The sequence below is a fragment of the Rhizobium sp. 01T417 genome (assembly GCF_056398905.1).
Genome location: NZ_JBFTQH010000021.1, coordinates 25,119 through 48,799 on the forward strand (window position 1 = coordinate 25,119; position 23,681 = coordinate 48,799).

Here is a 23,681-nt window from a genome sequence, read left to right on the forward strand (position 1 = left end):
GCCAGCGCTCGGCTGCAGCGACAATTGGCTATCAGAAACCCACGTGATGAAACATAGTCTGGGCAAGGCGTAGGAGCGGCGCTCGGCGCCCGGGCGCTTGGCAGGGTTCGAACCCGCGACTTCTCAAGCGCCACCAGCCTCCGTCATTTCCGCACGAGGACGTTGCCCGACCGCAGCCAGAATGGCGGCAAATAGAGCGGCGTCGAAGAGAACGGCAGAATATTGTCGGAGAGTGTCACGCCGAGCTGATCTTCCATGAACGCGCGTCGTGCGGCAATGCGGGCATGCATGTCAGGATAGCGCTGGCGTATCTCTTCGCGCAGCCCAACGTCCGCGAAGGCTACCATGTCTTCGCAATTGAGTGCCCAACCGGCAGGCATCGGCACCGGTATCACGTCGACCTGGAACGGCATGCCGGATCGCAAGCGCTCGGTCGAGCCGGGGCGTACGGGTGAATGAAGCCACTCCTCGTGACTTCCAAGGTGACCGGGATTCAGCGCTGAGTTGAGACCCGCGGATTTGAGCTTTTCGGTGACCGCGGAGAACAGATCACCGCCGGTCACGCCGATATCTGCGGTCTCATACCATGTGATCAAGGCTTCGAAATAGGCCTTCGAGGGCTTCAGGAATGCCTCGTCATGGTCGGTGAGCAGGCCGGCGCGCGAAGACAACGCCCCCCAGTAACCGAGTGCGGTCGTTACGCCATCTCCCTTCTTCAGGCGGCGGGTCGTCGGGCTTCGCAGACCAATGATGCTCTCTCCGGCGCTGACGGAAGCAAACATGGTGTGGACGTTTACCGGGTCTCCTTCGTAGCCGAGGCGGCCAAGAGCCTCGAATTCCGTATCTCCCTCCCTTGCGCCGGAAACGACCCTGAAGAGCGCGTCCGAGCACCGCACTGCGGCCCATTCGAAGGCCGCGAGCTGATCGACATCGATGATCGCGCGATGGCCGGTTTCCGGGTGCATCAGCACAGGCGTCGCATCGACCAGTCGCGCCGAATGACCGATCGCCCGGCGCAGCGCATTCACGATGAAATGGGGAACGAAGAAACTCTGCGCATATTCTTCGTCCTCCTCGGCCGCGAGATATTTCCAGCCGACCAGTCCAATGGAATCTCCGCTTTTGATCCCTGCCTCGCGCAGTCGATCGCTGAGCCGCGGGTTTTGACTGCGGTCCTGCCCCAGGAGGCTGAAGGTTTGCGCGCGCAATACGTCGACACCTGGAAGACCGGCAATTGCCGTATAGCTCTCGGATTCGTTTCCGGTGATGATGATGCGGCGCCCACCAGGACCGAGGAGTAGCAGCGCCTCCTCGAAACGGGGCTCGAAGCCGGAAAGATGCATGATGTTTCCGAAATGCTCGCGATCAGCATAAACGACCAGCCAATCGGTGGCAGCGGCCTCAAGGGCTGCGTCCGCGCGCGCGGCGTAGGTCGTCGACGGGATTTTCGGCTGCGCTCCAAGTGGTCCGAAATTTGGCAATGCAACAGGTGCTAGACTAATCGACATCAAGTTCCTCCAAGCGAAAATGAAAACCAGACAAAGATAAAAGGCGCAAAACCGTGTACAGCGGCGGCCCGACCGCCAAGCAGCAAAAGATTAGCATAGCCGAAGCACGCAACGTTGCGATATCACCCTATCAAAGGTGGAAAGCTCTCGATCATGAATCACGACAATAGCCGCGACGCTCCTCCCACGATTGCCGATGTCGCGCGCATGGCGGGTGTCTCGCGCGCCGTCGCGAGCCGGGCGCTGTCGAACGAACCGCGGCCGGTATCGTCCGAGAAGCGTGAGCGCGTCATTGCCGCTGCCGCAAACCTTGGCTACAAGCCGAACCTTCTGGCGCAGAGCCTGACCACCAAAACCGTCAACCTGGTCGCCGTCGTCGTCAACCACATTCACGATCTGTCGGATCTCGACCTGTTCGACCGGCTGATTGATCAGGTCCAGTCGATTGGCAAGCAGGTCATATTGATCCGGATCGGCTCGGTTGCGCGCGTGGACGAGTTTCTGCGCAACGGCGTCGCCTACCATGTCGACGCAGCGCTGGTCTTCTCCGACTTTGCTGACGCCCCGACTGTCCGTCGCTTGTTCCGTTCCGACAGCGTTATCATGCTGAACGGTCTGCACGACGAGTTCTCCCCCGCAATCATCCCGGACGAAGATGCCGGCATCGCGGAAGCTGTGGCCGACGCTGCGTCGAAGATGGTGCGCACAGCCGGGCTCGTCACCGGCCGTGCCTCCTCTCCCGTGGAGCAGGCACGCATTCGCTCTTACCACGAGGCATTTTCGCGCTACGGCATTAATCTCATCCGGACGGTCCAGGGCGACTATTCCTATGAGAGCGGGCATGCCGCGGCCAACGCATTGGCCGGCGCCGATTGTCCTGATGCGGTTTTCTGTACATCCGATGCCATGGCGATGGGCATCCTTGACGTCTGTCGGACCGATTTTCCTGCTGGTCGGCCGTCGCGGTTCCGGCTCTACGGTTTCGACAATCTGTCGCTGACCGATTTCGATGCCTATCCGATCTCGTCCATTGGCTACGACAAGCTGCTCTATGTTCGCCATATCGTTGAATCCGTTGCCAACCCGGGCAGTTTCGCGCCGGGCCAACCGCCGGTCACGGTGCCCACACGTTTTGTGCCTCGCCTCACCGCTTAAACGAAAACGGGCTGCCAGGAGGCAGCCCGAAGTTCAACTTACCACAGGGGGTTCAGGGCAGGGGGATTGGATTCTGGACCCCACCACTTCTTGTAGTTCGCCGCATAAGAACCCGACTGGATGTAGTCGGAAACGAACATGTCGAGCCAGCGCACGAATTCCGGGTCACCCTTGGCAACGGCAATGCCGATCGGATCGTTGGAATAGAGGCCCGGCAGCGTCACGAGCGACGGATTCTTGGTAGCCAGATAATCGAGCAGCGATGAATCTTCGATGGCCGCATCGACGCGCTTCTGCTGCAGCTGGAGAACGCCATCCGGAGCAAACTGATCGACGTAGACGAGTTGGGCATCGGGAACGGCGGTCTTCAGGAAGCTCTCGCCCGTCGTGCCGCGTCCGACGACAACCTTCTTGCCGGCCAGGTCCTTCAACTCCTTGATAGCTGCGTCCTTCTGAACGATGACGCGCAAGCCAGCACGATTGTAGGGAATAGTGAAATTCACTGTCTTGGCGCGCTCGAGCGTTGCCGAGGTATTGGCAACGGCGACGTCGATCTGGCCCGAAACGAGCATCGAGATCCGGGCGTCACCCGAGACGTCGACGAATTCGACGGGTACGCCGAGCTTCTGGGCGAGCAGCGTCGCAACGTCGACATCGTAACCAACAGGATTGTTCTGCGCGTCACGGAAGCCGATCGGCTCGCCGCCGAGCGATACGCCGATCCGAACGGTGCCGCGCGAGCGGATGTCATCGATCATTCCCGCAAAGGACGGAAATGCCGAGCCGGCCGCGATGGCGAGGGCGGCAAGGGTAGTCAGAATACGCTTCATGGTTTCATTCCCTCTTTTGATTATGCCAGTTTCGCTGCCCGCAATTCCGGTTCGGGCATCGATTCCTCCCAGAGCCAGTAGCGAATTTCGCCCTCGCATCTGAAATTCACGACCTCATGGTTTCCCTTGGCGTCGACTGCATGGATCACGACGCCGGCGAGAAATCCGGAGGAGAGTTCATCGAGCTCATCGACGGCAAGCTTCACCGCGTCAGAGAGCGAATAGCCAAGCTTCATTGCAAGAACAACGGTGCGCGCTGTCGAGCAGCGCATCGTCATCTCACCGGTGTGGGTGCAGGCAGCCGCTCCATAGCGACTGTCAGCATAAAAGCCGGCGCCGGGGATCGGACTATCGCCAAGGCGGCCTGGATATTTCCACGCCCAGCCAGAGGTGGATGTCGCTGCGTGAATGCCGCGCGCTGAATCAGCCGACAGGAAGACGGTCGTATCGCGCACACGCTCCGGATCAGTGATGGCGCGGCTCAACGGCGCGAGCGGAATATTGGGAAACTTCGCCAGATCCTCCGGCGAAAGTTCCTTTTCCAATCGTTCCCACCAGACCCGCCTGCTGTCCTCGAACAATACGTCGTCCTCGGCGAAACCGATTTCAGTTGCAAAGCGCCGAGCGCCGTCGCCGGTCAGCATGACATGCGGAAGGCGTTTCATCACCTCATAGGCAAGACGCGCCACCGGCAGCGTGTTCGGCACGGCACCGACTGTCCCGACATCACGTGTGTTGCCGTCCATCACCGCAGCGTCCAGCTCCATGTTGCCGAGCATGTTGGGCCAGCCGCCGTAGCCGACGCTGCGGACCTTGACTTCGCTCTCCACCTTGCTGATCCCGGCGACCATTGCATCAAGGCTGATTGCACCGTCCCGCAGCATCTCCACGGAGGTCGGGAAACCCGGCCACGCCTCTTTATTGGCCAAAAGCAGCATCTTGAACCTCTAATCTTTGCGCATCTTGGAAAGGAACTGGGCGACGCGCGGCTGTGCCATGCCGCCGTCGGCGGCGAAAAACTCTTTGGTCGGCAGGTCGACCAGCAGACGGCCCTTGTCGAGGAACACGATACGATCCGAAATCTGCCTGGCGAACTCGACCTCGTGCGTCACGAACAGCATCGTCGTGCCTTGCTGGGCGAGCTTTGCAAGGATCGCCAGCACTTCTGCCGTCATCTCCGGATCAAGCGCGCTGGTCACTTCGTCGAGCAGTAGATAGCGCGGCCGCATGGCAAGCGCCCGGCATATTCCGACACGCTGGCGCTGACCGCCCGAAAGCTGGGCCGGATAGGCATCAGCCCGGCTCCCGAGACCAACCGACTCGAGCAGTGCGAGCGCCGTCGCCTCCGCCTCAGCGCGCGGCTTCTTCAATACCTCGATCGGCGCCAGCGTGATGTTGCCGAGCACCGTCATATGCGGATAGAGGTTGAAGAGCTGGAAGACAGTACCTGACCGCTTGCGGGCCTCCGCCAGTTCCCGGGGTTTGCCGACATCGAACTCATCGACCGTGATCTGGCCGCCGTTCAGCTTCTCCAGGCCATTGATGCACCGGATCAACGTCGACTTTCCCGAGCCGGAGGAGCCGAGGATCGAGACGACCTCGCCCGGCTCGATCGTCAGATCGATACCATCGAGCACGGTGGTCTGGCCGAAGGCCTTTTTTACGTTTTCAACTTTGATCATGTCAGAGCCCCCTCCAGGCGCTGTGGGCGCGAAGGCGATTTTCGAGGCGCGTCCCAAGCAAGGCAACCAGCTTGGCGGCGGCGTAATAGAGCAAGCCAACGGCCGTCCATACAACAAACGGCTTCAGCGTTCGCATGTTGAGGATGTTGCCGATCTTGGTAAGGTCGACCACGCCGATCACCGAGATCAGCGATGTGACCTGCAACTGGTTGACGAGAAGTGCAATCAGTGGCCCGACCGCGAAGGCGGCAGCCTGTGGGGCGAGCACATGTCGAAGGACCTGCCAACGTGTAAGCCCGAAGACTCGTGCCGCCTCGATCTGATCACGGCCGATGGACTCGATTGCCGAAACCGCGATGACATAGATGAAGGCGGCTGTATTTGCCGACAGCGTGATCGTCGCCGCGGTAACCGGCGCGACGCGGATATGGAATAGCCCTGGCAGACCAAAGAACACCAGAAACAGCTGCACCAGCACCGGCGAATTCTTCAGGAGTTCAGAAACGAAGGTGATCACTTCGCTGAGGACTGGCACACGGTAGTAGCGCACAATTGCCCAGGCAATGCCGACCACCAGTCCGATCAGCGAGGTCGCGAGAAAGAGCGCGATATTGACCCCGAGCCCTTGCGCGAGAAGAACCAGATCAAAGGCTGTAAAATCGGCAAAGCGCATCAGGCAACCGCCTCCATCATGTCACGGTTGAGACGGCGATGGAGGATCGCAATCGCGAGCGATACGAGATAGGTCAAGGCGGCATAGACGACGAGAAGCACAACATAGACTTCGAACGGCCGGTAGGTCTGCGACACCACGATCTGCGCCGAGCCGGTCAGTTCGTTGAGCGTGATCGTGGACAGGATTGAAGAGGTGAGGATCATGTTGATCAGAACCGAGCCGAGCGGGCGCACGGATGTCCTGAGTGCGATCGGCAGGACAATGCGGGTGAAGATCACCCTGCGTGACAAGCCGCTCACCTCCGCAGCTTCGATGATGCCCTGATCGATCGCCAGGATACCGGCGCGGATTATATCGGACGCGTATGCGCCGCCTGCGATCGACAGCGCAATCACGCCTGTTGTAAACGCATCGATGTAAAGACCGATTTCGGGCAGGCCGTAGTAGAAGAAAAACAGCTGCACGATGAACGGCACGTTGCGGAAGATATCGACGTAGACGAAGGCAATTCGCCGCAGCGCCGCTGACGAGGATGTGCGGGCGATTGCCACGAACGCGCCCATGATGACGCTGCCGACGAGCGCGAGAACACACGCTTCTGCTGTCAGCAGCGCGCCTTGTGCGAGAAAGCCGAGATGGGGCAAGAGAATCGACAGGTCGAGCCGCACGATCTCTCCATGAGCACGAGTGAAACCGGTTTCATCGTGTCTCGATGGCCGAACATTGTCAAGAACGCCCTGGAGATTTCCTGCTATATCCAGCGCGAACGGAGAGATTCGTCTCGTCCGGCGGATTTGCACTGTGCTTGAAGCAGCTGGGGCACCACCGGCTTTTCCGATTTTTCAAGCGTCATTCAGATTTACCCACACCGAACGAGCACCGCCATGAGCCATATTCCGCAGATCGACTACACCACAGCCTCTGAAGAGATTCGGGCCGCGCATGACGAGGAGATGAGGGTGCGGGGGCGCATGACGAACATGAAGCGTACCTTGCTGCATTCGCCCGCCGCCCACCGCATCTATGCCGAATGGTTCACGCTGCGCGCGGAGCTTTCTGCAATCGCGGATCGACCGATCTGGATCTTCTCGTATTCCATTTCAAAAGCTGCGAACTCAAGGATCGCCATCACTTTCTTTCGCCGGGCACTGATCAATGCAGGTTTCGACCCGGAGGCCTTGGTACTTTCCGAGGAAGAGGCGCTGCTCGATGCCTTCGGCACGGCGATCGTTGCCAATTCCAACGCGGTTCCCGCCGAGATCTGGACGCAGCTGAAAGGGCGCTACGATGCCAAGACGCTGGTCGATCTGGTGGCCTTTGCCGGCATCATGCTCGCAACAGCGGTCTTCAACAATGTCGTGGAGGTTGACTTCGATCCAGAGCTCGAGCCCTTCGCCGAAACCGGCCGAACGGCGTCCTGACGGACCGCATCCTGTCGAGGTCAGGCGAGCCTAAGCGTATTCGCCGGCTGCCGTCACCTTTGTGGCCAACTCACGGGCCACAAGGGCGGCATGTTCTGTAATCTGTGGCAGTCCCATCAACTCCCCAAATGTCCCACGCGCCAAGGGGCCGGAAATCAGCAAGGTCGGATCAGGACGGCCATCGGCACTGATCGCCTCCGATCGTTCGGTACATGCAATGCCGAGGCCGGTCGGATCGAGCTGCAAGCGTGATTGATCGCGCAGGCGAGCGAGCCACGCCTGGCTTTCCAAAATGCTTCCATGCGCGGGACCGGTTGTGACAACGACGGCATCAAAGGTCTTCTGTAGTGGTGCGCCGTGCCGCAGTCTCAGTTCCACATCGATTGCCTCGCCGTCACGTTGCACCCGAGCGACGGAGGCCGCCAGCACCTCCATCCTTCCTTCGGCAATCGCTCGCTCCAGCACCTCTTCCACCTGCGGAGCGATGCGGAACCGGTGAGCGTCCCAATAAGGCCTGATATGGCGTACGATCCTGCAGCGTTCGGCAATCGGCAGGCTCTGCCAGATCGCGTGGCCGTGACCGCGAACCTGGTCGATCACGGCGTGCCACGTCAATCCCGCGGCTGTGGCTTCTGCAATGGTCCGCCGGATCCCCCGCAGCAGCGCCGTCGCGCTATGAGCCGGGGCGGTGTTAAACTCACCGAACGGCTCCTGTGGATACGGAGCATGCCCTCTCGATCTCAATCCGCGGCGCGAAATCGATGTGATCTGCCCGCGATGGCCGGTACGGGTCAGCGAAGCGACGATGTCGGCTGCGGTCAGGCCGTTGCCGACGACCAGCACCCGGTCCGCCGGGCGGACGACGTCAAGCGCGCCGGCAACGGTGGAGTTGGCGACAAAGCGGGGGTGTCCTTCGAGAACTCTGAGTGCACGAGGCGCTGACGGCGCTGGATGGCTGGTGGCGATCACCAGGAAATCGGCAACCGTTCGTCCGCCCTCGTCATCGAGGATCTCCCAGCGCCTGCCGTCCCGGCATACCTCGACAACGGCCGCACGGCGATGATGCACGCTCCGGCTTTGCACCAGGGGAGCGAGCGCCGAAGCAATATAGGTGCCGAAGACATGGCGTCGGGGGAAGAGGTTGCCATCCGGCCGAGACGCGTCCGGATCGTCGGCGACAGCATCGTTGCGGGCCATCCATTCGAGGAAGTCCTCCGGCCGATCCGGCAACAGGCTCATGCGGGCGGCGGGAACATTGATCCGATGCGTTGGATCGGTGGTATCGTAGGCGAGCCCTCTGCCAAGCTCTTCTCGCGGCTCGAAAACCACGATTGTTGGTGGCGGGCTGCATGTGGAGGATGCCAGATGGTACGCAACGCCCGCACCAGAAACGCCTCCGCCAATAATCGCCACGACGGGGCGACACATCTTGCCACGGGTGTCCTGTCGAGATGTCACGCTGCCCTGCTTCACTTGATCGCGACCCAGATCGCCTTTCTTGTAAGGCGCATTTTTGTCCTTCGCGCCCCGATGGTTCAATTTAAAGGCTCACAGCCAGGACAGCAACTTCAATATTCTACAAAAATAGTAGAATTTTTATCCCGCTATCCCCCCAAAGCACCGAAGAGTTTTTCCGTGCTGCAGCGCAATAGAGATGGGCTTGCTTGGTTTATCCTCAGCGATTTTGAAATTATCTGGCCGTTCGAGGCTTGCCTCATCAATTCAAGACGGGAAACACCACAATGAACAAGAAGACGTCCAAATCCAGCCTGACGCGTCGCGCAAGCCTTGCCGCGATCGCCGCCTCCACGATCGCTCTGATCGCATTTGCATCGCCTGTCGCTTCCTTCGCCGAAGACAAGTCGATCAAGGTTGGCATCATGAGTGGCGAGGACGAAGACGTCTGGCGCGTTGTGGCCGCCGAAGCCGCCAAGAAGGGCCTGACGATCGAAGCGATCGTCTTCAACGATTATACGCAGCCGAACGAGGCGCTGGAGCGCGGCGAAATCGACGCCAACGCCTTCCAGCACAAACCCTATCTCGACAATCAGATAAAGCAGCATGGCTATCATATCGTCCCGGTCGGATATACCGGAGTCTGGCCGATCGGCCTTTATTCGAAGAAGCACAAGACCATCGCCGAGTTCGCCGAAGGTGCGGCGATCGGCGTGCCGAACGATCCGTCAAACGAAGGTCGTGCGCTACGCGTTCTTCAAAATGAAGGCATCATCAAGCTCAAGGACGGTACCGGCATCCTCGCGACCGTTACCGACATCACCGAGAACCCGAAGAACGTCGAGATCAAGGAGCTCGATGCCGGTGTGGTCGGCCGTGCCATCGATGATCTGGATGCGGCAGTGGTGAACACCGACTGGGCCCTGAAGGCCGGGCTCTCGGCGGCCGACCGCATTGCGCAGGAACCTATCGCTGACAATCCGTACCGCAACTTCATCGCTGTCAAGCAGGGCAGCGAGAACGAAGACTGGGTGAAGACGCTGGTTTCGTCCTACCAGAACGATGCGGTCAAGGCGGAGTTCGACAAGGTGTATAAGGGAACCGGCCTCAGCGCTTACTGATCGACATTCGCGCCGAGGGGTTAGGCGCGTTGAACAAGGCGGCCCGGGCGTTCCTTGCCCGGGCCGCCTTGGGCGTTTCCGAAGGGAAAGACTATGAATTCAATCGTAACGGCCTCTGTAATCGAGACGCCGCAAGCAACTGCTGAGGCGGTGGTCCGCCTGGTCGACGTACATCGGCATTTCGGCACCACCCCGGCCCTCGATGGCGTCGCGCTCACCGTCCACAAGGGAGAAATCCTGGGTGTAATCGGGCGCAGTGGAGCCGGCAAATCCACATTGATCCGCTGCCTCAACGGCCTGGAGCGTCCGGATTGCGGCTTAATCGAAATCGAGGGGCGCAGCATCGTTGGTCTCGACGAAAAGGAGTTGCAGCCGCTTCGCCGCCGCGTCGGGATGATCTTCCAGCATTTCAACCTGCTGGCCTCCAGGACGGTGGAGGAGAATGTCGCACTGCCGCTCAAGATCGCCGGCGTGGCAAAGACCGAGCGCCTGAGGCGCGCACATGAATTGCTGGAGCTTGTCGGTCTCGCGGGTAAGGCGAAGGCTTATCCATCGTCCCTGTCCGGTGGCCAGAAGCAGCGGGTGGGCATTGCGCGCGCGCTTGCCGCACGCCCTGCCTTGCTCTTGTCCGACGAGGCTACATCGGCGCTCGATCCCGAGACCACACGGTCGATCCTGGCCCTTCTGAAGGACATCAACCGCAAGCTCGGCCTCACCATCATCCTCATCACGCATGAGATGGAAGTCGTCCGCAGCATTGCCGATCGCGTCGCCGTCATCGATGCCGGCCGGATCGTGGAAGAGGGACAGGTATGGTCGGTGTTCGCTGACCCAAAAGCGCCGATCACCCGGAGTCTGCTGTCCGGCAGCCGCCCGCAATTGCCGGAGCATATCGCCGCCCGCCTTTCGCCGACATCAGGGGAGGAAGCGATCCTAAGCATCGACATGGCGGGCCTCGCCGCACAGGGCGCGGTCTTTGCCGACCTGTCTGCGGCGCTGCCGCAATCTTTCCGGCTCGTCCACGGCGGTATCGACCATATCCAGAACCAGCCGGTGGCGCGGTTCTTCATTGCTGTCCCGATGCGCGACCCTGCGCTCAAGGACAAGGTTCTGCAGTTTCTGAAGGCTCGCTCTGCGCGGGTGGAGGTCCTTGGCTATGACACCGATCATGTTTAATCTTCTGCTTCGTTCCCTCTGGGAAACGATCCTGATGACGGGTGCATCCGGACTGATTTCGCTGGTCTTCGGCCTGCCGCTCGGACTCGCGCTCGTTCTCACGAACAAAGGCGGCATAGTCGAGAACGCCTGGATAAACGGCATCCTTGGGGCCATCATCAACGGGTTCCGTTCCGTGCCGTTCATCATCCTGCTGGTGGCCCTGATCCCGGTGACGCGCCTGATCGTCGGCACTGCGCTTGGCACCTGGGCGGCCATCGTCCCGCTCGCCATTGCCGCAACGCCCTATTATGCACGGATCGCGGAAGTGTCGCTGCGCGAGGTCGATCGCGGACTGATCGATGCGGTGCGCGCCATGGGCGGCAATCGCTGGACGATCATTCGCGAAGTGTTGGTACCGGAAGCTTTACCCGGCATTGTGGCCGGCTTCACGGTTACGCTGGTGACCCTGATCGGGGCCTCGGCAATGGCCGGTGCGATCGGCGCTGGCGGTCTCGGCGACCTTGCCATCCGCTATGGCTACCAGCGCTTCGAGACAACCGTCATGGTGGCAGTCGTTGCCGTCTTGATCGTGCTTGTCTGCGGCATACAGTGGCTCGGCGATCGACTGGTCGAACGGCTTGACCACAAGTAGTCAGCGGCGAAACGCAGCGGCAGGGTGAGAGGATGGCAGCCTGCCGCTGCCGCCAAACAGCTTCTGCCTGAGAGGTCCCTCGGTGTAGTCCGCCTTGAACAGCCCGCGCTCCTGCAGCACCGGAACCACGAGATCGACGAAGTCGCGCAGGCTTTCCGGCGCCACCGTGCGCGCCAGGTTGAAGCCGTCCACACCGCCATCGCAAACCCATGCCGCCAGGCGATCCGCCACTTGCTCGGCCGAGCCGACAATCGGTTTCATACGGCTGCCGAGTACCATTTGATCAATGATCTGGCGCAGCGTCACCGGCTTTGGCGCTTCCCTGGTGATTGCGGCGAGCGCAGACTGATTGGCATTGGTGGACCTCTGCTCGATCGGATCGTCGAGGCCGTATTGCGAGAAATCAACGCCTGTCGAAGCCGAATAGTGCGCCAGGGAAGCTTCGACACTCGCATGGCGGCGATAGTCTTCGAGCTTGTCGAATGCGTCCTTTTCGGTGCGACCAACGACAACCGTCACAAGGCCGAGAACGCGCAAGGCATCCGCCCCGCGCCCTGATGCCGCCGCCTTGTGCTTCAGGGCCGCCACCGTCGGCCTTGCCGCCTGCGGGGTCGGTGTCGCGATGAAGACGCATTCGGCGTGTCGGGCCGCGAAATCCAGCCCGCGCGTCGAAGCGCCTGCCTGGAAGAGCAGGGGCGTGCGCTGCGGCGAAGGCTGCGAGAGGTGAATGCCTTCCATCTTGTAGTATTGGCCGTCGTGCTTGACGGCTCGGACTTTGGAAGGGTCGGCGAAGACGGCTCGCGCCTTGTCACCAGGTACCGCATCGTCGTCCCAGCTGCCCTCCCAGAGCTTGTAGAGGATTTCGAGATATTCCTCGGCCGCGTCGTAGCGCGCGTTGTGTTCCGGCAGTTTGTCGAAACCCATCGCGCGCGCAGCACTGTCGAGATAGCCGGTGACGATGTTCCATCCGATGCGACCCTTTGTCAGGTGGTCGAGCGTCGACATGCGCCGCGCCAACAGGTACGGCGGCTCGTAGGTCGTGTTGACCGTTACCCCGAAGCCGAGATGCTTGGTGACATAGGCCATTGCCGAGATCGGCATCAGCGGGTCGTTGACCGGGATCTGCGCGCCAGCCTCGATGACGGGTGCCGGACTTCCCTTGTAGACATCGTAGACCCCAACGATATCCGCCAGGAATATCCCGTCCAGCTTGCCCCGCTCGGCTGTCTGGGCAAAGTCCACCCAGTAGTCGAGGTCGGTATAGTGAAGGGACGTATCGCGTGGATGCGTCCACATGCCGTGATTGATATGACCGACGCAGTTCATGTCGAATGCGTAGATCTGCATGTGCTCCATACAATCATTCCCTGGGCCGGTAGACCCGGCACCGTCTTGAGCCACGAGGGACGCTTTGCGTATCCCCTAGCTCTTACCTTTCCACGGAACGAGGGTCGCTTCCAAGAGGCGAACGGCAGCGCTGAAGGCAAATGCACAGGCAGCGATGATGCCGATGCCAACGAAGACAACGTCAGTTGCCAGAAACTGGGACGCCGACATGATCATGTAGCCGATGCCGCGGTTGGAGGCGATCAACTCCGCTGCAACGAGCGTGCCCCAGCCGACACCAAGCGCAATGCGGATACCCGTCAGGATCTCCGGCAGAGCCGATGGCAAAACAATGCTGACAAGAAGCTGCCAGGGTCGGGCGCCAAGCGACCGCGCCGCGTTGACGCGCTCGATCGGCAGGGCGCGCACGCCAGCCTGCGCCGAAAGGCAGATCGGTGCGAACATGGCAAGCACGAGAAGCGTTACCTTCGACGTCTCGCCGATGCCGAGCCAGATGATCATCAGCGGTAGATAGGCGAGGGGCGGTAGCGGCCAGTAGAATTCGATCGGTGTATCGAAGATGCCCTTCGCCCAGCGATTGAGCCCCATCAGCAGGCCGATCGGGATGCCGGCGGCAATGGCGATGGCAGCTGCCGTTGCAATCCTGAACAGGCTTGCCGAAATATGTTCGCCGAGAGACGCGCCGGCATAGCCGTCACGATAGACGGCTCCGAGCTGCGTGGCGACCTCCTGCGGTGTCGGCAGGAAAAGACGCGGTACCAACCCCAGCCTGGCGATCAGCCACCAGGTTCCAATCAAAGCGACGGCCGTCGCGAAGCTGATGACAAGCGTATTGCGTTCGCCGACGCCGAACCCATTCATCTCGACGGTTTTCGGTTGATCCGTTTCGGCCCGCACGACCACGCCCGTCGTTTCGATGACATTGCTCATTCCGCCGCACTCCTGATCTCGTCGGAGCCATGCAGAATGGTCCGGATTTCTTCTCGCAAACCGGCAAACTCCGGTGCCATCTTGATCGATCGGGCGTCGCCAGTGCGGGCGAACTCGCGAACGAAATCGAGTTCGAAGCGCGCCACAATGCGGCCGGGACGCGGCGACATCACCACAAGCTGCGTCCCGAGGAACAGAGCTTCCTCGATCGAATGCGTGATGAAGAAAATGCGTTTTCCCGTTGTTTTCCAGATCGATACGAGGAGTTCCTGCATCTGTTCACGCGTCAGGCTGTCCAGGGCTCCGAAAGGCTCGTCCATCAAAAGCACATCAGGATCGGCGGCAAGGGCGCGGGCAATCCCGACGCGCTGGCGCATGCCACCCGACAATTCGTAGGGAAAGGCTTTCGCGAAGTCTTTCAGACCGACGAGAAACAGAAGCTCTTCCGCGCGGGTACGACGCTGAGCTTTTGGAGTACCCGTAAACTGAAGGCCAAGTGCGACATTGTCGACGACCGACTTCCAAGGCAGCAGGGTATCCTTCTGGAACACGACGCCTCGGTCCGCGCCAGGGCGCGTGACCGGTCGTCCATCAAGAGTAATCGTGCCCGAAGAAAGCGGCAGGAAGCCCGCAATCGCATTGAGGAGTGTGGACTTGCCGCAACCCGATGCACCAAGTGCCACGACGAAGCTGTTGTCTGGAATATCGAGAGAAACGCGATCCAGGGCATGGACCGTCCGGCCATCCCGCGTCCGAAAATAGACGCTTGCGTGATCGACTTTGAGCATGTGCCGTCTCTTCATGTTGTGACGCTGGCGCGATATCGCGCCAGCGTAGCAGGATGGGAGGATTGTTCGTTATTTCAGTTACTTGCGTTGACAAGTGCATCCGGCGTGACAAAAGCCGCGTAGCTCGGCAGCACCTCGCTCACCTTGCCCTGATCCTTCAGGAAGGCGGCCGTGTCCTTGAGGATCTTGGCAGCGCCCGACTTTTCGCCGCCACCGAGCCAGGCTTCGGACGCCTGCACCTCAGGGGTCAGCAGCGTGAGGTTCTTCAGTGCGGCAGCCTGCTGCTCGGGTGCGCCACCAAGTGTCTTGGCAAGCAGCTTGGCATTTTCGCTGTCGGCGTCCCAGGCCTTCTTGTCTGCCGCGAAGGAGGCGTAGTACTTGTTGACCACGCTGGCGAAGCCCTTCAGGAACGCCGGGTTCTCATCGGCGAACTTCGATGCGGAAACCCATGCGGAGAAAGTGGGCGCGCCCTTGTCGGCGACATCCTTGGAGGTGACAAGCACCTTGCCGTTCTTTTTCAGCTCGCTCAGCGCCGGATCCCAGACAAAGCCACCGTCAATGTCGCCGCGGTTGTAGCTGGCGACGATCTCGGGCTGCGGAATTGCAAAAACCTGAACATCCTTTTCCGTCAGTCCGAGGGATTTGATCAACGCAAGAAGCTGATAGTGGTCGGTCGATACCGGCGCGGCAGCGAGCTTCTTGCCCTTGAGGTCGGACAGAGACGCAATGCCCGAACCGTTGCGAACGACCAGCGCCTCGTCGATGCCGGAGATCGAGGAAAGGTAGAAGGCCTTGACCTCCAGTCCGCGCGAGGTCGCAGCCGCGAACGGGCTCGAGCCGACGTAACCGACCTGCACATCGCCCGAAGCGATGGCCGCGAAGATTTCAGCCCCGGAGTTGAACTTGCGGAAATCGATGTCGTAGCCGGTTGCCTTCGCAAATTCGCCATTGGCGATTGCGACCGACGACGGAAGCGCATCCGTCTGATAGGCTACCACGACCTTCTTGTCGGCTGCCTGTACGGAAAATGTTGCCAGCAGGCTCGCGGAACCAAGTGTGATCACCGCCAATAATGTCCTGATATTCATGTTTCGCCCCCTTGCGGCTGAGCGTCAGCTTCAGCGCCTGAACTTGTTTCGACGCTTAGACCGTAGGGCGGATGCTTTAGCGGACACAGGCAAAACTATCTATTTTATAGAATATAAGAACAATATTGTTTTTTGATTGAGTTGAGGCGCAATCATTCGCGCCTCGGCCGGCTGAGGGGCCTAGATCGGCATCATAATTTGGGAAATGGCGTCAGACCGGATCGATAAGGATCAGGAAGCAGCGCGCTCTGCCGCTCACCTCGACATCCCCGGGTTGCTCGAGCAGAAGCTCGACATCCCCGGGTTGCTCGAGCAGAAGCTCGACATCCCCGGGTTGCTCGAGCAGAAGCTCGACATCCCCGGCCTGCTCGAGCAGGAGCGTATCGCCTGGGCCAAGATCCACGCTTTGACCACTCCATTCAACGGTGAGCGCGCCCTGATGACAAAGGAGAAGCCACGTCGGCGCGGCGGGCTGAAAGGTGGCCCTGGAATCGATATCAACCCTCTCGACCCGGTGGCGCAATCCGTCGCGACGCGTCATGACGTTCAGGTCCGTGATGGGTCCCTCGGCAAGCGTTGCAGTGACAGCGACATCGGCGGCAAAGGCGAGGGGAGCGCTGTCCTGCGTCAGCAACAGCGGATCATCCCCATCGATTGCGAGCTGCATGCCGTTGCCGTCGATAATCGAAAGCGTCCGGTCGATGCCAGGAAAGATCGAGAAGGGGCCATCGGTCGCGACCGTTGCCATGCTGACGCGCCAGTCGAAATCAGAAAGGGCCGCCCCCTCGGGCGAGACGGCGACCTCAACGGTCTCGCCGCCGCCGTTCTTCCACGGCATGCGGCGATAATTGCTGGCTCTGAGGACGGTGGCGCGGGTCATTTTTGCTCCATCATTGTGAACTCCCTGTCACCGGCTGGAACTGAGCGACAGTGGAAACCTTTCCCCCCCCTAGGGAGATGCCTTCGATCCTTTCCCCATGGCACAGGCTTTTCGGAGGCATTGATCCTTCTCACCGTCGACAGGACCGTCGCGAGATGCGGCGGCCTTGTTCGACTGATGTGAGGCTTAGTTTCCGAGGATCGCGGGCAGGCGCAGGCCTTGTTCCTTGGCGCACTCGATCGCGATCTCGTAGCCCGCGTCGGCATGGCGCATGACGCCGGTTGCCGGGTCGTTCCAGAGAACCCGCTCAAGTCTGCGCGCCGCCTCATCAGTGCCGTCGGCGCAGATGACCATGCCGGAATGCTGCGAGAAGCCCATGCCGACGCCGCCACCGTGATGGAGCGACACCCAGGTCGCACCCGATGCGGTGTTCAGGAGCGCATTCAAAAGCGGCCAGTCGGAGACAGCATCCGAGCCGTCCTTCATCGCTTCCGTCTCGCGGTTCGGTGAAGCGACGGAGCCGGAGTCGAGGTGGTCGCGGCCGATGACAACGGGTGCTTTCAACTCGCCGTTCCTGACCATCTCGTTAAACGCAAGGCCGAGACGATGGCGATCGCCGAGACCGACCCAGCAAATGCGCGCCGGCAATCCCTGGAAAGCGATGCGATCGCGGGCCATGTCCAGCCAGTTGTGCAGGTGCTTGTTGTCAGGCAGAAGCTCCTTCACCTTGGCGTCGGTCTTGTAGATATCCTCCGGATCGCCCGACAGGGCTGCCCAGCGGAAGGGACCGATGCCGCGGCAAAACAGCGGGCGAATATAGGCAGGCACGAAGCCCGGGAAGGCGAAGGCGTTTTCCAGGCCCTCGTCCTTGGCAACCTGACGGATGTTGTTGCCGTAATCGAGCGTCGGAACGCCAGCATCCCAGAAGGCAACCATCGCTTCGACGTGGACCTTCATCGAAGCGCGCGCGGCCACTTCGACAGCCTTCGGATCGCTCTCGCGCTTGGCCTTGGCTTCCTCGACAGTCCAGCCGGCTGGCAGGTAGCCGTTGCGCGGATCGTGCGCGGATGTCTGATCGGTCACGATATCGGGGCGAGGGCCACCGGCATTCATGCGGCGAACGAGTTCCGGGAAGATTTCGGCAGCGTTGCCGAGCAGTCCGACCGACTTTGCTTCGCCGGCCTTCGTCCACTTGTCGATCAGCGCCAGGGCCTCATCGAGTGTCTTCGCCTTCTCGTCGACGTAGCGTGTACGCAGACGGAAATCGATGCGCGTCTCGTCACATTCGACGGCCAGGCAGCAGGCGCCCGCCATCACGGCTGCGAGCGGCTGTGCGCCACCCATGCCACCAAGACCGCCGGTCAGGATCCATTTGCCCTTGAGGTTGCCATCGTAGTGCTGGCGGCCGGCCTCGACGAAGGTCTCGTAGGTTCCCTGCACAATGCCTTGCGTGCCGATATAGATCCATGAGCCGGCTGTCATCTGGCCGTACATGGCAAGGCCCTTTTTATCCAGCTCGTTGAAGTGATCCCACGTCGCCCAGTGCGGCACGAGGTTCGAGTTGGCAATCAACACGCGGGGGGCATCCTTGTGCGTGCGGAACACGCCGACTGGCTTGCCGGACTGCACGAGGAGCGTTTCATCCTCGTTCAAAGTCTTCAGGGTCGCTGCGATACGGTCGAAATCGTCCCAGGTGCGGGCTGCACGGCCGATGCCGCCATAAACCACCAGCTCGTTTGGATTTTCCGCGACGTCAGGGTCGAGGTTGTTCATCAGCATGCGCAGCGGCGCTTCGGTCATCCAGCTCTTGGCGTTGAGTTCACTGCCGCGCGGGGCGCGGATCTCGCGAATGTTGTGACGTGGATTTGAGGTCATGCGGGGTTCCCCCTGTCGAGTGATCGTTATCGTTTCAGGTCCGGCGCGATCTGCTCGATGCGCACCAGAATGTCTTTGAGGTGGACGCGAAGGCGCTCTGCCTTGGCAGTGTCGTAGGCAAACGGCGGCGCCTCGGTCTCAAGATGCGTCGATTGCGCGAGTTCCATCTGGATGGCGTGCACGCCCGTTTCAGGCTGGCCGTAGTGGCGCGTCGTCCACCCACCCTTGAAGCGGCCGTTGAGCACGCAGTCATAGCCTTCGGCCGCCTCGACGACCGTGAGCGTCGCCTGTTCTATCGCGCCATCGCACGTCTTGCCCATGTCGGTGCCGATGTTGAAATCCGGCAGCTTGCCTTCGAAAAGGAAGGGAATATGGGAGCGGATCGAGTGGCAATCATAGAGGATCGCCACGCCGTGAATTGCTCTCACACGCTCAACCTCGGCGGCAAGAGCTGCATGATAGGGAGCATGAAAGTCCCTGAGCCGCGCCGCAATGTCGGCTTCATCAGGTGCCCGTCCATCCTTCCAGATCGCCTTGCCGTCGAAGTCCGTTTCAGGAACCAGGCCAGTGGTGTTTTGGCCGGGATAGAGGCTGACGCCTGCCGGATCGCGGTTGGCGTCAATGACGTAGCGATGGAACGTCGCGCGCACCGTCGTCGCATCGGCAAGCAGGCCGTCATAGAGGTCATGGATGTGCCAGTCGGTATCGGCAAGAATCCTGCCGTTATCATTCAGACGCTCCCAGATGCCGGCGGGCACGTCAGTCCCGGTGTGCGGAAAACCCAGGACAATGGGTGAAGAACCGTGTTTGACGTCGACGACAGCCATCTCAGACCTCCAGAGCCGGCAGGATGCCGCTTGAGACTGATGCATTCAGCGCGCCTGTCGCGACGAGGTCGCCAGCCGCCTTCAGATCGTTCGCCATGTAGCGATCGAGCTCCAGCGTCGGGACCACGCTGCGGATGGTGGCGATCGCCTTCTGCAGCTCGGGACCTGTCGTGAGTGGCGCACGAAATTCCACGCCCTGCGCTGCGGTCAATGCCTCGATGCCGATAATGCTGAAGAGGTTGTCGGTCATCTGGAGCAGACGACGCGCTCCATGGCAGGCCATCGAAACGTGATCTTCCTGGTTGGCGGATGTCGGCGTCGAATCGACGGAGGCCGGGTGCGACATCTGCTTGTTCTCAGACATCAGCGCTGCCGACGTTACCTCGGCGATCATCAGGCCTGAGTTGAGGCCCGGCTTCTTTGCCAGGAAGGCCGGCAATCCATAGGAAAGCGCGGGATCGACCAGCAAGGCGATGCGCCTTTGCGCGATCGCGCCGATTTCGCAGATGGCGAGGGCGATCTGGTCGGCTGAAAAGGCAACCGGCTCGGCATGGAAATTGCCGCCCGAGACAACCGAATTATCCGAAAGCACCAGCGGGTTGTCGGTGACGGCATTTGCCTCGATCTCCAGTGTGCGCGCGACCGAGCGCAGAAGATCCAGGCAGGCGCCATCGACTTGCGGCTGGCAACGAATGCAGTAGGGATCCTGCACACGCTCGTCGCCCTCAATATGGCTCTGGCGGATGACGGAGCTTTCGAGGAGCGCGCGAAGTGCCGCGGCCGTGTCGATCTGGCCCTTGTGGCCGCGCAGCGTGTGAATATCGGGATGGAAAGGCGCGGACGAGCCCATCGCCGCATCGGTCGACATGGCACCGGTAATCAGTGCTGCCTGAGCTGCGCGGTGAGCCCGGAAGAGACCGGCAAGCGCCAATGCCGTCGAGGTCTGCGTGCCGTTGATGAGCGCAAGGCCTTCCTTGGCCGCCAGCACAACGGGCTTCAAGCCAGCCTTCGCAAGGGCGGCTGCGCCGGACAGGCGTTCACCCGCAAGGAAGGCTTCGGCTTCGCCCATCATCACGGCGGCCAGGTGGGCCAGCGGCGCAAGGTCGCCCGAAGCGCCCACGGAACCCTTTTCCGGGATGACCGGGATGACGCCTTTTTCGAGCATGCCTTCGATCAGCCGCACCAGTTCAAGCCGGACGCCAGAGGCGCCGCGACCGAGCGAAACGAGCTTCAAGGCCATGATCAGGCGAACGATGTTTTCGGGCAACGGCGCGCCGACGCCGCAGCAGTGGGACAGGATAAGATTGCGCTGGAGCGTCGCCACGTCAGCACTGTCGATCTTGATCGAAGCAAGTTTGCCGAAGCCGGTATTGATGCCATAGACCGGTGCATTGCCGGCCGCGATCTCTGCAATGCGGGCAGCGGCCTTGGCGATACCGGCATCAAAAGATGCGTGGAGCCTCGCCGGTTCACCGGTCCAGTAGATCGTCTCCAGATCCCTGAGCGAAACGGAGCCTGGATGAAGGGTAATGGTCAATGGTCGATCCTTTCGCCCTTGAAAACATGTGCATGAAGCGGGTTGAAGCCGATGCGGTAAACGAGCTCCGCGAGGCTTTCGACGTCCCAGATCGCAAAGTCCGCGGACTTGCCGGTCTCGAGCGTTCCTGTCTCGCCCAGAAGCCCAAGGGCGCGTGCGCCCTCGCGGGTCGCCCCCGCAATGCATTCCTCGACAGTCAGGCCGAAGAGCGTGGCTGACATATTCATCGTCAGAAGCAGCGAGGTCAGCGGCGAGGTGCCGGGATTGCAGTCGGTCGCAATGGCAATACGGGTGCCGGCGTCRCGCAGCGCCTGAACGGGCGGCTTCTGCTTTTCGTTGATGGCGTAGAAAGCGCCAGGCAAGAGAACGGCGACCGTACCGGCCGCAGCCATGGCGGCAGCACCCTCGGCATCGAGATATTCAAGATGGTCGGCAGAGAGCGCACCATGGGAGGCGGCGAGCTTGGCGCCGCCAAGATTGGACAATTGTTCGGCATGCAACTTGACTGGCAGACCGAGTGTCTCTGCCTTGTCGAACACGCGGGCGATCTCGGCGGTGGAAAAGGCGATGCCCTCGCAGAACCCGTCGACTGCATCGACCAAGCCCTCGGCATGGGCGTATTCGAGGCCTGGGAGGACGACCTCGGCAATATAGTCGCTGTTGCGCCCCCTGTACTCGATCGGCGTTGCATGAGCGCCGAGATAGGACGTGACGACGCGCACCGGGCGAAGGCGCTCAAGCTGGCGGGCAGCGCGCAACATCTTCAGCTCGCCGTCGACGTTCAGCCCATAGCCGGACTTGACTTCGATCGTCGTCAGCCCCTCGCAGATCAGCGTATCCAAGCGGGGAAGCGCCGCCTTGACGAGGCCTTCGACCGAGAGCGCATTTGTTGCCTTGACGGAAGAGACGATGCCGCCGCCAGCGCGCGCAATCTCTTCATAGGTCGCACCTTCGAGGCGCATCTCGAACTCGCGGGCGCGATTGCCGCCATAGACGATGTGGGTGTGGCAGTCGACGAGGCCCGGTGTAACCCAGCGGCCCTCGAGATCCGTGATCTCGGCGCGCTCGATCGCGGAAACAGGCAGTTCGTCCTCGGAGCCGACGTAGCTTATGCGCCCACCCTCGGTGACGAGGGCGCCTTTTTCAACGATGCCGAGGCCCTGCTTTTGTGGGTCGAGTGTTGCCAAGCGCACATTCCGCCACAGATGCGGACGGACGTCGCCGGATGACTCATGGCTTGAAAATTTGTTCCCATTCATCAGCTTTGCGCCTTTCCTTATGCGGAAACATGTATATACATAATAAACCGATGACAAGTGAAATTTTGTGCGCCTCCATGGAAAAGAAAGATGCGCGGCGCCAAAGAGGAGAAAAAGCGTTATGGCTCAGACGGTGGCGACCAGACTTCATGCGAGCGCGGCACTTCTGCCGCAGGGATGGCGCAAGGACGTGCGCGTGACGATCGAGGACGGCCTGATTGCGACCATCGAGACCAACGTCGCTCCGACGCCAGCCGATGATCGTCACGGTACGCTTGTGCCGGCGATGGGCAATCTCCACAGCCACGCTTTCCAGCGCGCCATGGCCGGCCTTGCCGAAGTGCGGGGACCTGCCAATGACAGCTTCTGGAGCTGGCGCACGGTCATGTACAAGTTCGCATTGTCGATGACGCCCGAACATGTCGAAGCCGTTGCCGCCCAGCTCTACATGGAGATGCTGGAGGCCGGCTTTTCCCGTGTCGGCGAATTCCACTATCTGCACCACGACAAGAACGGCACACCCTACGCCAACATTGCCGAGCTGGCCGAGCGCATCGGGGCGGCGGCAAATGTCAGCGGCATCGCCTTGACGCTGCTTCCCGTATTCTATGCCCATTCTGGCTTCGGCGGCGCGGCACCGATCGAGGGTCAACGACGCTTCATCAATTCGCTGGACAGTTTTGCCGCCCTGATGGACGGCTGCCGCAAGGTGACGAGCGGGCTTCAAGGTGCCGAGCTCGGCCTTGCCCCACATAGCCTGCGCGCCGCCACGCCCGAGGAACTGGCCACGGTCGTCCCGCTTGCCGGTAACGGCCCGATCCACATCCACATCGCCGAGCAGGTCAAGGAAGTCGAGGATTGCATCTCCTGGTCGGGCGCCAGGCCCGTCGAATGGCTGCTTGCCAACCAACCCGTCGATGATCGCTGGTGCCTGATCCACGCGACGCACATGAGCGACGAGGAAACCCGTGGCATGGCCCGTAGCGGTGCGATCGCCGGCCTTTGCCCGATTACCGAGGCCAACCTCGGCGATGGCACCTTCGAGGCACCGCTCTTCATCGAAGAAGGCGGACGTCTCGGCGTCGGCTCCGATTCCAACGTGGCGATCTCGCTTTCCGGCGAACTGCGCCAGCTTGAATACTCAGAGCGTCTGGCGTTGAGGGCCCGCAACGTGGTGGCTGCACCCGGCGGCTCAACGGCGCGCAGCCTGTTCGATCATGCAATAACCGGTGGCGGCGCCGCCCTGAAGGCCCCTGGGGGAATTGCCGTCGGTCATCACGCCGATCTCATCTCGCTCGACACGACCGCCGTGCCCTATCTTTCAGGCGACCAGTTGCTCGATCATTGGATTTTTGCCGGCGGTGTCGCGGTCGACAGTGTCTGGGCGCTCGGCCGCAAGCAGGTGGAAGGCGGCCGCCACGTAGCGCGCGAGGCAATCAATCGCCGGTTCCTGAAGGCGATGGGCGAGCTTCTTTCAGCATAGGGCTTTCCA

At 61.1% G+C, this 23,681-nt stretch carries 23 protein-coding genes; 7 read left to right on the forward strand and 16 right to left on the reverse strand.

The window, feature by feature from the left end:
- Positions 1–143: 143 nt before the first annotated feature.
- A complete protein-coding gene (locus AC1DPR_RS19925; protein ID WP_477816991.1) occupies positions 144–1,508 on the reverse strand; it encodes a Xaa-Pro aminopeptidase in 1,365 nt (454 codons plus the stop codon).
- A 153-nt stretch (positions 1,509–1,661) separates the two neighbouring features.
- Between AC1DPR_RS19925 and AC1DPR_RS19930 the strand changes: the two genes are divergently transcribed.
- On the forward strand, positions 1,662–2,663 hold the full coding sequence (locus AC1DPR_RS19930; protein WP_477816992.1) for a LacI family DNA-binding transcriptional regulator: 1,002 nt from the start codon (positions 1,662–1,664) through the stop codon (positions 2,661–2,663).
- 38 nt (positions 2,664–2,701) lie between these two features.
- Here the strand turns inward: AC1DPR_RS19930 and AC1DPR_RS19935 are convergent, their stop codons facing one another.
- The 5 genes from AC1DPR_RS19935 to AC1DPR_RS19955 are packed head-to-tail and all read right to left on the reverse strand — an operon-like array spanning position 2,702 to position 6,519.
- On the reverse strand, positions 2,702–3,493 hold the full coding sequence (locus AC1DPR_RS19935) for a transporter substrate-binding domain-containing protein (RefSeq protein ID WP_477816993.1): 792 nt from the start codon (positions 3,491–3,493) through the stop codon (positions 2,702–2,704).
- Between the two features lie 20 nt (positions 3,494–3,513).
- Positions 3,514–4,431: a glycosylasparaginase gene (locus AC1DPR_RS19940; protein WP_113161646.1), complete on the reverse strand. Its 918-nt coding sequence runs from the start codon at positions 4,429–4,431 to the stop codon at positions 3,514–3,516.
- A 9-nt stretch (positions 4,432–4,440) separates the two neighbouring features.
- Positions 4,441–5,175, reverse strand: coding sequence for an amino acid ABC transporter ATP-binding protein (locus AC1DPR_RS19945; RefSeq protein ID WP_477816994.1), 735 nt, complete (start codon positions 5,173–5,175; stop codon positions 4,441–4,443).
- 1 nt (position 5,176) lies between these two features.
- The gene (locus tag AC1DPR_RS19950) at positions 5,177–5,848 is read right to left on the reverse strand and encodes an amino acid ABC transporter permease (RefSeq protein WP_477816995.1); all 672 of its coding nucleotides are present in this window, start codon (positions 5,846–5,848) and stop codon (positions 5,177–5,179) included.
- Positions 5,848–6,519: an amino acid ABC transporter permease gene (locus AC1DPR_RS19955; protein WP_018856166.1), complete on the reverse strand. Its 672-nt coding sequence runs from the start codon at positions 6,517–6,519 to the stop codon at positions 5,848–5,850. Before AC1DPR_RS19955 ends, AC1DPR_RS19950 begins: the two co-directional genes overlap by 1 nt.
- Positions 6,520–6,735: 216 nt before the next feature.
- On the opposite strand from AC1DPR_RS19955, the gene AC1DPR_RS19960 reads away from it, so the two are divergent.
- The gene (locus AC1DPR_RS19960) at positions 6,736–7,272 is read left to right on the forward strand and encodes a carboxymuconolactone decarboxylase family protein (RefSeq protein WP_477816996.1); all 537 of its coding nucleotides are present in this window, start codon (positions 6,736–6,738) and stop codon (positions 7,270–7,272) included.
- A 30-nt stretch (positions 7,273–7,302) separates the two neighbouring features.
- On the opposite strand, the gene AC1DPR_RS19965 is transcribed toward AC1DPR_RS19960, so the two are convergent.
- A complete protein-coding gene (locus tag AC1DPR_RS19965) occupies positions 7,303–8,700 on the reverse strand; it encodes an FAD/NAD(P)-binding protein (protein ID WP_477817040.1) in 1,398 nt (465 codons plus the stop codon).
- On the opposite strand from AC1DPR_RS19965, the gene AC1DPR_RS19970 reads away from it, so the two are divergent.
- The 4 genes from AC1DPR_RS19970 to AC1DPR_RS19985 all read left to right on the forward strand — a co-directional run bounded on the left by AC1DPR_RS19970 (position 8,638) and on the right by AC1DPR_RS19985 (position 11,658).
- Positions 8,638–9,018 carry a hypothetical protein gene (locus AC1DPR_RS19970; protein WP_477817042.1) on the forward strand — a complete coding sequence of 127 codons (381 nt, stop codon included), beginning with the start codon at positions 8,638–8,640 and terminating at the stop codon, positions 9,016–9,018. The genes AC1DPR_RS19965 and AC1DPR_RS19970 overlap by 63 nt on opposite strands.
- Positions 9,015–9,848: a MetQ/NlpA family lipoprotein gene (locus AC1DPR_RS19975; protein ID WP_477816997.1), complete on the forward strand. Its 834-nt coding sequence runs from the start codon at positions 9,015–9,017 to the stop codon at positions 9,846–9,848. The genes AC1DPR_RS19970 and AC1DPR_RS19975 overlap by 4 nt, the downstream gene beginning before the upstream one ends.
- 93 nt (positions 9,849–9,941) lie before the next feature.
- Complete coding sequence (locus tag AC1DPR_RS19980; protein ID WP_477816998.1) at positions 9,942–11,024, forward strand: methionine ABC transporter ATP-binding protein; 1,083 nt, start codon at positions 9,942–9,944, stop codon at positions 11,022–11,024.
- Positions 11,005–11,658 carry a methionine ABC transporter permease gene (locus AC1DPR_RS19985; protein WP_477816999.1) on the forward strand — a complete coding sequence of 218 codons (654 nt, stop codon included), beginning with the start codon at positions 11,005–11,007 and terminating at the stop codon, positions 11,656–11,658. Before AC1DPR_RS19980 ends, AC1DPR_RS19985 begins: the two co-directional genes overlap by 20 nt.
- Here the strand turns inward: AC1DPR_RS19985 and AC1DPR_RS19990 are convergent, their stop codons facing one another.
- The 9 genes from AC1DPR_RS19990 to hutI form a co-directional block, all read right to left on the reverse strand.
- Positions 11,659–13,014 (reverse strand): LLM class flavin-dependent oxidoreductase, encoded by a 1,356-nt coding sequence (locus AC1DPR_RS19990; RefSeq protein WP_477817000.1) that lies wholly within the window; start codon positions 13,012–13,014, stop codon positions 11,659–11,661.
- 66 nt (positions 13,015–13,080) lie between these two features.
- Positions 13,081–13,935 (reverse strand): ABC transporter permease subunit, encoded by an 855-nt coding sequence (locus AC1DPR_RS19995; protein WP_113161653.1) that lies wholly within the window; start codon positions 13,933–13,935, stop codon positions 13,081–13,083.
- The gene (locus tag AC1DPR_RS20000) at positions 13,932–14,723 is read right to left on the reverse strand and encodes a taurine ABC transporter ATP-binding protein (protein WP_477817001.1); all 792 of its coding nucleotides are present in this window, start codon (positions 14,721–14,723) and stop codon (positions 13,932–13,934) included. Before AC1DPR_RS20000 ends, AC1DPR_RS19995 begins: the two co-directional genes overlap by 4 nt.
- A gap of 74 nt (positions 14,724–14,797) precedes the next feature.
- A complete protein-coding gene (tauA, locus tag AC1DPR_RS20005) occupies positions 14,798–15,811 on the reverse strand; it encodes a taurine ABC transporter substrate-binding protein (RefSeq protein WP_477817002.1) in 1,014 nt (337 codons plus the stop codon).
- A 211-nt stretch (positions 15,812–16,022) separates the two neighbouring features.
- Positions 16,023–16,691 carry a HutD/Ves family protein gene (locus tag AC1DPR_RS20010; protein ID WP_477817003.1) on the reverse strand — a complete coding sequence of 223 codons (669 nt, stop codon included), beginning with the start codon at positions 16,689–16,691 and terminating at the stop codon, positions 16,023–16,025.
- A gap of 186 nt (positions 16,692–16,877) precedes the next feature.
- Positions 16,878–18,566, reverse strand: coding sequence for a urocanate hydratase (hutU, locus tag AC1DPR_RS20015; protein ID WP_113161657.1), 1,689 nt, complete (start codon positions 18,564–18,566; stop codon positions 16,878–16,880).
- Between the two features lie 26 nt (positions 18,567–18,592).
- Positions 18,593–19,393, reverse strand: a complete 801-nt coding sequence (gene hutG, locus AC1DPR_RS20020) for an N-formylglutamate deformylase (protein WP_477817004.1) — start codon at positions 19,391–19,393, stop codon at positions 18,593–18,595.
- Position 19,394: 1 nt separating this feature from the next.
- Positions 19,395–20,930 carry a histidine ammonia-lyase gene (gene hutH / locus AC1DPR_RS20025; protein ID WP_477817005.1) on the reverse strand — a complete coding sequence of 512 codons (1,536 nt, stop codon included), beginning with the start codon at positions 20,928–20,930 and terminating at the stop codon, positions 19,395–19,397.
- Positions 20,927–22,189, reverse strand: coding sequence for an imidazolonepropionase (gene hutI / locus AC1DPR_RS20030; RefSeq protein ID WP_477817006.1), 1,263 nt, complete (start codon positions 22,187–22,189; stop codon positions 20,927–20,929). Before hutI ends, hutH begins: the two co-directional genes overlap by 4 nt.
- 121 nt (positions 22,190–22,310) lie before the next feature.
- Here hutI and AC1DPR_RS20035 point away from each other — a divergent pair, with 121 nt between their 5' ends.
- Positions 22,311–23,672 carry a formimidoylglutamate deiminase gene (locus AC1DPR_RS20035; protein WP_477817007.1) on the forward strand — a complete coding sequence of 454 codons (1,362 nt, stop codon included), beginning with the start codon at positions 22,311–22,313 and terminating at the stop codon, positions 23,670–23,672.
- The last annotated feature ends 9 nt before the right edge of the window (positions 23,673–23,681 follow it).